General features: G+C 65.6%; 9 protein-coding genes and 1 tRNA gene. 1 reads left to right on the top strand and 9 read right to left on the bottom strand.

What is annotated here, in order from left to right; all coding sequences use genetic code 11:
* Nucleotides 1–5: 5 nt before the first annotated feature.
* The 5 genes from AC56KW_RS21040 to AC56KW_RS21060 form a co-directional block, all read right to left on the bottom strand.
* Nucleotides 6–1,091, bottom strand: coding sequence for a GGDEF domain-containing protein (locus AC56KW_RS21040; RefSeq protein WP_497172622.1), 1,086 nt, complete (start codon nt 1,089–1,091; stop codon nt 6–8).
* Between the two features lie 175 nt (nt 1,092–1,266).
* On the bottom strand, nt 1,267–2,112 hold the full coding sequence (locus tag AC56KW_RS21045; RefSeq protein ID WP_497172623.1) for an MOSC domain-containing protein: 846 nt from the start codon (nt 2,110–2,112) through the stop codon (nt 1,267–1,269).
* 97 nt (nt 2,113–2,209) lie between these two features.
* Nucleotides 2,210–5,308 (bottom strand): DEAD/DEAH box helicase, encoded by a 3,099-nt coding sequence (locus AC56KW_RS21050; protein WP_497172624.1) that lies wholly within the window; start codon nt 5,306–5,308, stop codon nt 2,210–2,212.
* A 99-nt stretch (nt 5,309–5,407) separates the two neighbouring features.
* Nucleotides 5,408–6,499 (bottom strand): redox-regulated ATPase YchF, encoded by a 1,092-nt coding sequence (gene ychF, locus AC56KW_RS21055; RefSeq protein ID WP_497172625.1) that lies wholly within the window; start codon nt 6,497–6,499, stop codon nt 5,408–5,410.
* Between the two features lie 140 nt (nt 6,500–6,639).
* Nucleotides 6,640–7,725 (bottom strand): patatin-like phospholipase family protein, encoded by a 1,086-nt coding sequence (locus tag AC56KW_RS21060; RefSeq protein ID WP_497172626.1) that lies wholly within the window; start codon nt 7,723–7,725, stop codon nt 6,640–6,642.
* 106 nt (nt 7,726–7,831) lie between these two features.
* On the opposite strand from AC56KW_RS21060, the gene AC56KW_RS21065 reads away from it, so the two are divergent.
* Complete coding sequence (locus AC56KW_RS21065) at nt 7,832–9,715, top strand: DUF3857 domain-containing transglutaminase family protein (RefSeq protein ID WP_497172627.1); 1,884 nt, start codon at nt 7,832–7,834, stop codon at nt 9,713–9,715.
* Between the two features lie 49 nt (nt 9,716–9,764).
* Here AC56KW_RS21065 and pth read toward each other — a convergent pair whose 3' ends face one another.
* From pth to AC56KW_RS21085, 4 genes are all read right to left on the bottom strand, one after another.
* Nucleotides 9,765–10,349, bottom strand: coding sequence for an aminoacyl-tRNA hydrolase (gene pth / locus AC56KW_RS21070; protein WP_497172628.1), 585 nt, complete (start codon nt 10,347–10,349; stop codon nt 9,765–9,767).
* Nucleotides 10,350–10,509: 160 nt separating this feature from the next.
* Nucleotides 10,510–11,097: a 50S ribosomal protein L25/general stress protein Ctc gene (locus tag AC56KW_RS21075; protein WP_497172629.1), complete on the bottom strand. Its 588-nt coding sequence runs from the start codon at nt 11,095–11,097 to the stop codon at nt 10,510–10,512.
* Nucleotides 11,098–11,419: 322 nt separating this feature from the next.
* Nucleotides 11,420–12,370 carry a ribose-phosphate pyrophosphokinase gene (locus AC56KW_RS21080; RefSeq protein WP_497172630.1) on the bottom strand — a complete coding sequence of 317 codons (951 nt, stop codon included), beginning with the start codon at nt 12,368–12,370 and terminating at the stop codon, nt 11,420–11,422.
* Between the two features lie 145 nt (nt 12,371–12,515).
* A tRNA-Gln gene (locus AC56KW_RS21085) sits at nt 12,516–12,592 on the bottom strand.
* Nucleotides 12,593–12,652 lie beyond the last annotated feature (60 nt).

Genomic DNA, 12,652 nt, shown 5'->3' on the forward strand with positions numbered 1-12,652 from the left:
TGTCGTTATGCGAACGTGACGACCTTGTTGCGGCCACCCGCCTTGGCCTGGTACAACGCCGCATCGGCCGACGCCACCAGCTCTTGCGCCACGCCTTCGATCGCATTGTCGCGCGCAAAATCAGCCAGGGCCGCCACGCCGATCGACACCGTCACATCCACCCGCTCGCCGCTGCCCAGGCTCACCGGGTCGGCGGCCACGCTGGCGCGGATGCGCTGCGCGACCATGCAGGCGCTTTCCAGGTCGGCATCGATCAGGAGCACGACGAATTCCTCGCCGCCGAAGCGGCCCAGCGCATCCGACATGCGCAGCTCGGCCTTGATGCGGCCGCACACCTCGCGCAGCACGTCGTCGCCGCCCTGGTGGCCGACGGTATCGTTGACGCGCTTGAAGTGGTCGATGTCGATGTACATGCAGGACAGGCGGTAGCCCTGGCGCCGCGCACGCGCGATCTCTTCGACCAGGCGCCGGTCCATGTAGCGGCGGTTGTAGACGCCGGTGAGCGAATCGGTGAGGCCGATGTACTTCAGCATCTCGTTGCTGATCACGTTTTCGAGGCAGATCGCGATGATCGAGCCCATGTGCTCGACGAAATCGGTGCCCAGGCTTGGCGTGAAGCGGGCCGGGTCGGCGCTGCCCAGGTTCAGGCTGCCGATCAGGCGCGTATTGCGCAGCAACGGCACCAGGGCCACGCTCTGCAGGCCGGTCGGCGGCTGCGGGAACATGGCGCAGTGCTGCGCCGGCGCATAGGCGCCCAGGAGCGGGCGCGGACGGCGCTCGGGCGCCACCTCGAAACCCAGTTCGACCGCGTGCTCGCAGAACATCAGGTTGGGAAACTGTTCAAAATCGACGCCCAGGCGGTGCATGACCGTGTAGATGTCGGCGTCGGGGTCGACCAGCGACAGCGTGACGATGTCCAGCTCCGAGATCACCGGCAGCGTGCGGAAGATCGTGCCGACCAGTTCGGGGAAGCTGCCGGCGCCAACGATCTGCAGGTCGAAGGCCTGGTGGCGGCACATGATTTCGTGGTTGCGTTCGGCCTGCTCGAGCAGATACGCCATGCGCGCGCGCAAGGTCTCGTTTTCTGCCATCAATTCTCGCGTCGACGCGCCCGGCTCATGCATGGAGCATTCCTTTTAGCAATAACCGTAACATTACGCCATCCATTCTTGCTTGGATATGAAAAATCGCCTGTCGGCACGAGGCATAGGCGATTTTGCGACACTGTCGTGGTGTCGCCCCTGCTTGGCCCTGCGTGGTAACAGCTTAGAAAGCAAGCTCGGCGTTTAGTTCCTGGCCGAGGCGCACGGTGCGGCCGACGCCGTGCTGGACGATGACGTTCATGCCCAGGGTGACGGCGCCGTCCATGCGGGCGTTGGCGCGGTAGGTTTGCAGGATGTCGAGGGGGTCAAGGCCGGGGATGCCGGTGGCCTGGTCGACCGAGGGGATCGGGCAGCGGGCGCAGGGTTTGACCGGGCGCAAGGAGATGCCTTGATCGGTAAATGCCGCCACGAAGTCTTCCTCGAAGGCGTCGATGCCTTCCACGACCATATTCGGACGGAAGCGGTTCATGGGCAGGGCGGCGCGGCCGGCATTCGTCAATTTCGCGTTTAAATCGTCGAGCGACGACTGGCCGATCAGCAGGATCGGGTAGCCATCCGAGAAACGGGCCGCCGCGGGCAGGCCGCCGGTCCATTGGCTGATTTTCGGCCGCACGACATCCAGACGGAAGCGCACCAGCCGGCATGGGGCGCCGACGGCGTCGGCGAACCAGGCGGCGGCGGCGTCGCCGCAATCGGCGGCGAGGACGTGCTCGTCCCAGATCAGGACTTCGATCGACGGCGCCCCGGCATCGTGCGCCAGCGGCAGGCGGATCGGCGCCAGCCCGGGCGCCTCGACCACCAGATCGTCACCTTCGACGCGCGGCGCGATGGTTGCCATGCGCGGGTATTCGCGCTGGGTCAGGAACACGCCTTCACGGGTCACCACCATCCATTCGCGGTCGTGCACGCCGTCCGCCGACAGGCCGTCGAGGGCGAGCCGGGCTTCAGGCACGGACAGGCCGGCGCAGGACTTGATCGGATAAAGGACGAGTTCGGAGACGGTGGCCATGCTGTGGTCGCAACGGAAAGAATCCATCAGTATGGCAGCAATCGGCGCCGCTGGCACGATCTCGACGGGCGGATTCGGGGAATCCGCTATCTTCACGCTAGCCGTCGACCGTCTCGTGCTTGCGTTCCACCAGATAGGTCGCCAGCAGGCCGGACGGCAGCGCCGTCCGGCCTGCGTCGAACACCTTCCGGTTGCCGATGACGATGAAGCTGTCCCTGGCGCGCGAGACCGCGACATTGAGCATGTTCGGCTTCTGGTCGAAGAAGGCGCCGCCGCTGAAGTCGTCGCCATAGGTTGGCGAGAACAGCACGATGGCGCGTTCGGCGCCCTGCAGCGCGTGCACGGTGCCGACGGTCAGGCGGCTATCCTTGCGCAGCAGGTCCGGCATCTCCCGCCGCAGGCGCCGCTCGATGGCGCCGGCCTGCGCGACGAACGGGGTCACGATGCCCACCAGTTGCCACAGCGGCGCCGGCCGGCCTTCAGCGTCGGCATAGTGCCGTTCGATGTCGGCGCGATTGGCTTTGAGCCAGTCGACGATCGCGGCCGCCTCGGACTCGTTCTGGCGGCTGCCGCCGCGCCGCGCATCCCTGCCGCCGACGTGGACCAGCGCGAATGGCGGCAGGATCCGCTCCGCCGGCGGCACCGGGGCGCGTTTCGGTTCGAGGCGGCCCGCGTAGATGAGCCGGTTGCAGTAATCGATCAGTTCGGGCACGCAGCGGCGGTGTTCGGTCAGCATCAGGCCGCGAATATCCTCGAACTGCTGGACCGTGCAGCTGCGGTTGGCGATGCGCATCAGGCTGCCGCTGGCCGACGTGAAGCCGGCCTGCTCCAGGCGCTCGTAGGCGGGATCGTGGAACGCCGGCGCCAGGCCGAACTTGACGGCATTGGCGCGGTCGGTCGCGTCGCCGCTGTTCCAGACCGGCTCGATCTGGAAGGTGTCGCCGACGACCATCGCGCGCCGCGCCAGTGCGAACATCGGCGCGCCGATATCGGGCGAGACCTGTCCTGCCTCATCCACCACCAGCAGGTCGATCGTATTCCAGAACGGCATGTCCTCGCCTTCCCAGGCGGTGAAGAACGACGGCGCCATGTGGAAATTGGATACCAGGCAGGGAGCGAGCTTGGCGAAGCGGCGGTACTTCGCTTCGAGTTTGCGGCGCCCCTTCGTATCCTTGATGCCGCTCCTGATCCGGAGCCTGACTTCCAGGATCCACTGGCCGGACCAGTACCAGTCGGCGAGCGCGAACATGCGCGCGCGAACGCCCCTGTCCAGGTGATCGTTGAGGTTGGCGAGACTGGCGTCGAGCAGTTCGGGATCGTCGCCGGCCACGTCGCGCCAGGCAGCGAAGGCGGCCGTGATGCGTGCGCGTTCCTGCTCCACCAGGGCCATCTCGTGCTTGACCTGTTCGGTTTGCTGGGCCAGCGTCTGTTTCAGCGCCTGCAGCGCGGCGACGGCCTCGGTTTTTTGCTGCAATGCCTCTTTCTTGAGCAGATGAAAATGCCCTGGAACGCCGTCGGCCCGGTGTTCGATATCCGCCGTCAGCGGATGCGCGAGCAAGGCCTGGCGGTCGCGCGCCATGCGGCGCCGGCGCACCGAGGGCACGAAGCTGAAGATATCGAGCCAGATCGAGGCGTCGGCCAGATAGGCGGCCCAGGATTTCTCGGCTTGCCGGATCGCGTCGCGGCGGGCCTCGTAGGCACGCTGCGCGGCATCGGCGGCCTGTTCTCCCTCGTCCTGCCGCGCGCGCAGGGCCGCCAGCAGTTCGCGGCAACGCGTCAGCTCTCCATTCGCCTTCGCCAGCAAGGCCTTGTACGAAGCCACGGCGCCCGCGCCCTCTTCCTGGCCGAGCGCGTGGAACAGCGCATGGCGCGCCGCCACCAGCACGTCCAGCCGCTGGGCAAGGCCGGCCAGCTCGGCATGCAGATCATGCACGACCGTGCCGACACCATCGCCGCGGCGCCTGAAATGCATCGCGGCGCAGTCGAGGTAATGCCGTTCCGCCGCCGCCAGCATCTCGGGCGTCTCGAACTCCTCGAACGGATGCGACTTGCCGGTGCAGACCGGATGCCGGGTCTGGCGCGATTCGGACGCCAGGAACAGCCCGAAGCCGCGCCCGTAGGGGTGCCAGCGCCGATGTCCGGTCTCGGCCGCGATCTTCGTGAAGCTGTCGAGTACGTTCTCGACAGCCTTCACATTGGTCGAGGCGACGACGATCAGCGGACACTCGCCGCCGGCCAGGGCGGCATCGATCCAGAGCTGGGCGACGACGCTGTGCAGCAAGGTGGTCTTGCCCGTGCCCGGCGGCCCATTCACCGCGAGCACCTGTCCTTCAGGCAAACGCTGCAGCTCGAGCATCGCGCTGCGCTGGGATGGCGACAGCGGGTAGCCGGGATGCATGTGGCCGACCGTCTTGCCATGATGCGGCGCCGCATCAAGCAAGCCCAGCGGCGCCCTTGCCGGTTGCTCGGCAAGCTTGCGCAGCGTGTCGAGCAAGGGCGTGGGCGGACGTTCGGCGATGATGCTGTCATACAGTTTCAGCAGATGCCGCGCCACCAGCGGCGGCTCGTAGGCGATGCCGTGCCAGCCGGACACGAGCACATGCTCGTCGAGTGAGAAATCGGGCAGGCGCAGATCGAGCGACGCCGGCGCCAGCAGGGGCAATCCCGCGCCCGTCACCGCTTCGAACAGGCGCGCCGCGAGATGCAGCGTATCGCCCATGCTGGCGGGCTTCTCGGGCAGTGACCCGATGAATTCATCGTGGCGCGCCAGCGCGCCGAGCGACGCGCGCTGCAGGGTCGGCTCGAGCAGCTCGCGCGGTATCCATGGCAGGCGTTCGGGGTCGGGCGACAGCACGCCGTCGCGGTCGAGCATGCAGGGAACGCACAGCAGCGATGCCCCCTTGTGCAGCTCGGCGCCATCGTGCTTGACGCCATGGCTCGCCGCCGGCGATACGCGTGCAGGCACCAGCACATAGGGAATCCGGCCATCCCGTTCCTGCCGGCTGGCGTCGAACTGCGCCGCGACCCAGGTGGCCACGTCCGGCGTAGCCGCGGTGACCCGCCAATCGCTGCCGGCCTGGCCGATGGCAATGGGCTTGCTGTCGGGCGCCACCTCGGGATGGAGCAGGCTCGCCTGCGCCAGCGCGGCGCGCCAGTACGGCAAGGGCAGCAAGGAATTCGGGACCGGTTCGCTCATATTCTCTGGTATCTGCGCTTTTGGTTCAGCCAGAAAGCAACAAGCCCTTCCGGGTGGAAGGGCTTGCCAAGGTGCGGGCGCGCGAGGCGCCCGGATGAATCAGACGTTGAACAGGAAGTTCAGCACGTCGCCATCCTTGACCACGTATTCCTTGCCTTCGGCGCGCATCTTGCCCGCTTCCTTGGCGCCTGTCTCACCCTTGTAGGTCAGGAAGTCGTCATACGAAATGGTTTGCGCGCGAATGAAGCCGCGCTCGAAGTCGGTATGGATCACGCCGGCCGCCTGCGGCGCGGTGGCGCCGATCGCCACGGTCCAGGCGCGCACTTCCTTCACGCCGGCGGTGAAATAGGTTTGCAGGCCCAGCAGCTTGAACGCCGCGCGGATCAGGCGATCCAGGCCCGGCTCGTCCATGCCCATATCGTTCAGGAAGTCGACCTTGTCGGCGTCATCCATCTCGGCGATCTCGGACTCGATCGCGGCGCAGATGGCGACGATCGGGGCGTTCTGCTTGTTGGCGAACTCGGTCAGCTGGTCCAGCAGCGGGTTGTTGGTGAAACCGGTATCCGACACGTTGGCCACGAACATCGCCGGCTTGGCGGTGATGAGGTGCAGCGGATAGATGATCGCCATCTCTTCCTTGTCCAGGCCCATGGTGCGCACCGGCTGGCCTTCGTTCAGGTGCGGCATCAGGCGTTCGAGCAGGGCGACCAGCTTGGCCGCGTCCTTGTCGCCCGAGCGCGCTTTTTTCTGCTCGCGGTGGATCGCTTTCTCGACGGTGCCCATGTCGGCCAGCGCCAGTTCGGTCTGGATGACTTCGATGTCGTCGATCGGGCTGACCTTGCCGGCCACGTGGATCACGTTCGGGTCTTCGAAGCAGCGCACCACGTTGACGATGGCGTCGGTTTCGCGGATGTGCGACAGGAACTGGTTGCCCAGGCCCTCGCCCTTCGACGCGCCTGCCACCAGGCCTGCGATGTCGACGAATTCGACGATCGCCTTGACCACGCGTTCCGGCTTGACGATCGCCGACAGTGCGTCGATGCGCGGATCGGGCACCTCGACCACGCCCACGTTCGGCTCGATGGTGCAGAACGGGTAGTTCTCAGCCGGGATGCCGGCCTTGGTCAGTGCGTTGAACAGGGTGGATTTGCCAACGTTGGGCAGGCCGACGATGCCGCATTTGAGGGTCATGGATACTATTCCTAATTCGGTAAGCGCGAGCGATCGATCAACCGCCCTAAACCCTGCATTGTAACCCGGACAGGGCCGGCTGCCGCAAAAACCGGCGCTTTCCGTGCCCGCTGCAACGGTCGGGTTTTCAGTCTGACAAGCTAGATCGGCTTGACGCCGCCCAGGTCCGGTCGCAGGGCGAATTCGGCCAGCGCGTCGCGCAGCCGCTCCCCTTCCCCGATCGCCCGCTTCCAGGTGCGCATCCGCACGTCGTGGTCCAGGCCAAAGAACCTGAAGTCCGCGCGGTCCGGCAGCTTTCCGCGCGGTAGCGTGCGCAGGAATTCCTCGGACGGCGCCACCAGCAGCACGTTGTCGAGCCAGCCACGATTGGCGCCGCGCGCCACCCGACGCCACGGGAAACCCTTGTCGAGCCATCCCGGCACGATGTGCTCGGTGAAGTGCGGGTACAGGACCAATTCGCCCTGCGCCCGGGAATACGGCAGCGCCAGGTGATAGTCGATGATGCCGCCATCCCAGTAGCTGCCGGCGGGCGCCTCGGCGATGCCGGTGACCGCCTTCATGATCAAGGGCAGCGTGCCCGAGGCCAGCAACCCCGTCGCCAGGTTCTCGCGCGTGAGCGTCGAGAAATGCGTATTGAAACTGTCGAAGCGCTCGCGCAGCCATGAGGCCTGGCTGCGCGCATCCCCGATCACGACCCGCTCCATCAGGCGTGCCAGCCAGGCGCGCGAGCCGGCGTTGTGCAGCGCCGCCGACAGGAAGCCGCGCATCTCGGCATGGCGGTGCGCCGGCGCCGCCAGCGAACGCAAGCCGCGCACGGTCAACAGGTGCAGCCGGTAATGCGCGTGCCCGATGATGTCGTCTTCATGCCCGCGCACCAGTTCGCCCAGCAAGGCTTGCACGACCTCGTCGATGTCCTGCGGCGTGGGCTTGAGGCTCGTGTAGCGCTGCCCCGCGTACAGCTCGCCCAGCAGGGCGAACGCCTTCACCGGGTCCTTCTGGCAGGCCGCGGCCATGCGCCAGGCGCCGATCGAGGCGCCGATCAGCGTGCGCTCGCGCGGCTTCGCGGGAAACCATTCACCGAACATCCATTGGTCGAGCGACTGGAAGATCAAGCCCTTCGGGCCGCCCGCCGCGGCCGGCACGATGGCGATGTCTTCGGCCCGCAAGCCATGTTCTGCAATCTGCGCCATGGCCAGCGGCCCGGCATGGAAAGTAAGCGCCTTCATGCTGAAATTATCGCAGGAATAGCGCAAAAAGCGCGTGCTTGTGCCCGATCAATCCTGTCACCGCACTGCTGCGTAACATGGGTCGGTCGCGTGTCCGGAGAGTGCCATGCCCCTGCGCTTCGTCGTCATGCTGTGCCTGCTTCTATTTCCATTGCTGTGCTTGCAGCCGGCAATGGCGCGCGCGTTCGAAGCCGATGGCGGAACCGACCGCTCGGTGGTGGTGGACCGCTACCTCCAGCACTTCGTGGTCGAGACGGGCGGCGGCTACACGCTCACCGTCGAGCAGGCCAAGACCATCGTCGACCGCGCAGCGCTGCACGAACACGGCCAGTTCTACATCGGCTACAACCAGTCGCTCGACGAGGTCGTCTCGGTCGAGGCGCATACCGAGAAAGCCGACGGCCGGCGCCTGGCGGTGCAGCCGCACCAGATCCGCGACCAGCAAGAACCTGCCTCGATCGACGCCCCGATGTTCCAGGACACGCGCCTCAAGATCGTCGTCTTCCCCGACGTGGACACCGGCGACAGGGTCGCGGTGCGCTATGTCGTGCGGCGCCACACGCCGCTGTTTCCCGGCCACTTCGAAGACCTGACCGCGGCGCGCTTCCAGCGCCACCGCGATTTTCGCCTCATCTACGACATGCCGTCCTCGATGCCCCTGCATGCCGACGCGGTGGGCTTCGAGGCGGCGGCAGCCGCCGGGACGCCCGCGCTCGCGGCCGGCAAGCGCCGTCATGCCTGGCGCTACATCGACGGCGACAACGCACGGCTGGAGGCCGATGCCGTCAGCTATCTCGACTACGGCAAGCGGCTTGCGGTATCCACCTTCGCCGACTACGCCGCCTTCGCCCGCGCCTACCAGGAGCGCGCCGCCGGCAAGGCGCTGCCCGACGACTCGGTCGCGGCGCTGGCGGCCAGCATCACGGGCGACACCCTCGACCGCCGCACCCGCGCGATCGCCCTTTCCGACTGGGTGCGCAAGAACGTGCGTTACGTCGGCGTCTATCTTGGCCCCGGCGGCGTGGTGCCGCATGCGGCGTCGAGCGTGCTGGCCAACCGCTACGGCGACTGCAAGGACCACGCGACCCTCCTCGAAGCCTTGCTGGCCAGCTCCGGCATCGACAGCACCGTGGCGCTGGTCAACAACGGCGACGCCTATCGGCTGCCCGATGTGCCCACGCTCGGCGTGCTCAATCACGCGATCGTCTACATCCCTTCGCTGCAGCTGTATCTCGACCCGACCGCCGAATCGGTGGCGGGCGGCTTCCTCCCGGCTTCCCTGCTCGGCAAGCCGGCGGTGCTGGCGCGTTCGGGCGAGTTTGCGATGCTGCCTTCCTTCCAGCAGGCGCGCAGCCGCACCTTTACCCAGTTCGACATCCAGCCCGACGGCAGCAGCCGCTTCAAGGTCACGCGCACCAGCAGTGGCGCCCAGGCCGAGCCCTACCGGCGCGTGGTGCGCGCCACGCCACCGGCCGAGCGCGACCGCTTCGTCGAACGCATGCTGCAAGGACTCGGCCAACAGGGCGGCGGCGTGCTGGAACCGGGCGATACCGAAAGCGCGGCCGACGACTACACCCTGTCGTTCCGCGGCGCCAGCAGCGGCTTCGCGCAACTGCCGGGCCCGGCGGGGCTGGCAACCACCTACCATGTCTGGGGAGGCCTGGGCGACGCCGTATTCGCGTTCACGCAAGAGCCGGAGCGGCGCCAGGAATTCGTCTGTCCGGCGATCGATGCCGAGGACGAACTGCGCTTCCACCTGCCGAAGCGCGCGCAAGTGCTGGCGCTGCCGCGCGCGATCAAGGTCGACGATATCAACTTCGCCTATCGCTCGCACTACCAGCGGCGCGGGGCGCTGGTGACGGTCAAGCGCCAGCTGACATTCCGGCACACGGCGGCGACCTGCTCGCCCGACGACTACCGGCGCATGCGGCCGGCGCTCGAGCGCATGCTGCGCGACCTGCGCTCGCAGGTCGTGGTGCGGGGAGGATGACCGAGGGAACGGGAACGCGGCCGTGCCTGCATGGCACGTCCGCCAGCTGTCAGGCCGTGTGCAACTGCATCGTCGCCACGTCGAGCTTGCCTTCGCAAACGAGCGGGATGATGCGCAGGCTCTTGTCGATCGATTCCTCGATCAGGCTCTGCTCTTCGCGGCGCGGGCGGTGCAGCACGAAATCGGCGACCGCCTGCTGCAGGCTCAGGCTGCGCGGATGGCCGATGCCGAGGCGCAGGCGCCAGTATTCCTGGGTGCCAAGGGCAGAAGTAATGTCTTTCAAGCCATTGTGGCCGCCCGAAGAACCGCCCTTCTTGAGCTTGGCGACGCCGGGCATCAGGTCGAGCTCGTCGTGCACGACCAGCACTTCGTCGGGACTGATTTTATAGAAGCGCGCCAGCGCGCCGACCGACTGGCCAGAACGATTCATGAAGGTCTGCGGCTCGAGCAGCCAGACATCGTTGCCCGAAATCGAGGTCTTGGCCACCAGGGCATTGAAGCGCGATTCGCGCTGCAGGCGGCAGCCCGGCAGGCTGTTGGCCAGGTTGTCGACCAGCCAGAAGCCGGCATTGTGGCGGGTTTGTTCGTATTCCGGGCCCGGGTTGCCGAGGCCGACGATCAGACGGATGGACATGCGTGATGTTCTTTGGAGAAAACGCGATTATCGCTTAAACGCGGTATTTGGCCTACACAACGACATTCAACACCGCGTGAAACGCCATAAGCAAAAACCCGCCGGGCAAGCCACGACGGGTTTTATCGACGCGCCACCGAAGTGGCGCGATCAGCCGATCTTACTCAGCAGCGGTTTCAGCAGTAGCTGCGCCGCGTGGAATCGAGGTGGTGACGATGGTCAGGTTCTGGCCGTGGGTCAGCGCGGTCACGCCTTCTGGCAGAACCAGGTCGCCGGTGTGCAGCGATTGGCCGGCTTCCAGCTTCGACAGGTCGACTTCGATGAACTCTGGCAGCTTGCCTGGCAGGCACGACACTTCGACTTCGTTCAGCACGTGCGACACGATCGCGCCGCTCAGCTTGACTGCTGGCGAGATCTCGGCGTTCACGAAGTGCAGGGTGACCTTGGTGTGGATTGGCTTCGAGGTGTCGACGCGCTGGAAGTCAGCGTGCAGGACCAGTTGCTTGTATGCGTGCATCTGGAAGTCACGCAGCAGCACTTGCTGGGTCTTGCCTTCGATTTCCAGGTCCAGCACGGAACCGTGGAATGCTTCTTTCTTGAGCGCGTGGTACAACGCGTTGCCGTCCAGGGCGATCAGTGCCGGGGCTTCGGTGCCACCGTAGATGATGCCTGGGGTCTGGCCAGCGTTGCGCAGGCGGCGGCTCGCTCCGGTCCCCTGCTGAGTGCGGTTGAATGCGACTACTTTCATGTGAAACTCCAAAAATGATTCGGGCCCGAATGCCGGGGAAAACACTCCCCGGCCCGGTTGCCCAAGTGGCGACCATCCCCGCGACCAGGGATAGTCAAGAACGAGCGCCATAGTGCGCGCTCAAGAATTCGATTCTTGCGCTACTGCGAAAACGTCGCCCGCGCGCAGGCGGGGCCCAGGTACTGCAAGCGTCGTCGCGACGCTTGCCAGCCTGGGTTCCCGCCTGCGCGGGAACGACGTGCACATTGCAACTTACTTTGATACGTCAACGGCGCGCCGGCTGTTCAGCCAGGCGCGCCGCGAAAACCAGCGACTGTAATGCTTAGTCGACGAACAGCGAAATCACCGAATCACCCTTGACGATCCGCTTGAAGGTCTCTGCCAGCAGCGGTGCGCAGGACACTTGGCGAATCTTGTCGCAGGCAGCACCGGCCGCGCTCAGCGGGATGGTGTCGGTCACCACCAGCTCATCCAGCGGCGAGTTCGCGATGCGATCGATCGCCGGGCCGGACAGGACCGGATGCGTGCAATAGGCAACGACTTTCTTGGCGCCGCGCTCTTTCAGCACTTCGGCAGCCTTGCACAGCGTGCCTGCGGTGTCGACCATGTCATCCATGATCACGCAGTTGCGGCCTTCGACTTCGCCGATGATGTTCATCACTTCCGACACGTTCGCCTTGGGGCGACGCTTGTCGATGATCGCCAGGTCGCAACCCAGGCGCTTGGCCAGGGCACGGGCGCGCACCACGCCGCCGACGTCAGGCGACACGACCAGCAGGTCGTCGTAGTTGCGCTTCTGCAGGTCGCCCAGCAGGATTGGCGATGCGTAGATATTGTCGACCGGGATGTCGAAGAAACCTTGAATCTGGTCGGCGTGCAGGTCCATGATCAGGACGCGCTCGACGCCGGCTTCTTCCAGCATGTTCGCGACGACCTTGGCCGAGATCGCGACACGCGCCGAACGCGGGCGGCGGTCTTGACGGGCATAGCCGAAGTAAGGAATGGCGGCGGTAATGCGGCCAGCCGAGGCGCGCTTGAGGGCGTCGACCATCAGCATGATTTCCATCAGGCTGTCGTTGGTGGGAGCGCAGGTCGATTGCAGGACGAAGACGTCCTTGCCGCGAACGTTCTCATTGATCTCGACCATGACTTCGCCGTCGGAGAACTTCGAGACGACTGCTTTACCGAGAGGAATGCCGAGGCTTTTTGCGACCCCCTCTGCTAGTGCCGGATTGGCATTGCCGGTAAAAACCATCAGGTTTTCGTAAGCCATGGGAGTCCCAAAAGGTAAGAAGCGTTAAGACGGTAGAAAAACAATCAGCCGGATTAACCGGCTGATTAGCTTGCTGATGTGGCGCTCGGCACCGCATCGCGATCTTCTTGCTGGACACTGAAGCATCGACAGAACAAGAAAACTTTGGCAGGGGAACAAGGATTCGAACCTTGGTATGCCGGAATCAAAATCCGGTGCCTTAACCAGCTTGGCGATTCCCCTACACGACCTTCACTACTTGCCGCTGCATGCTGCTCTTCGCTGCGACAGGCAATATTTTAT

The organism is Telluria sp. RT2P19 (assembly GCF_059685725.1).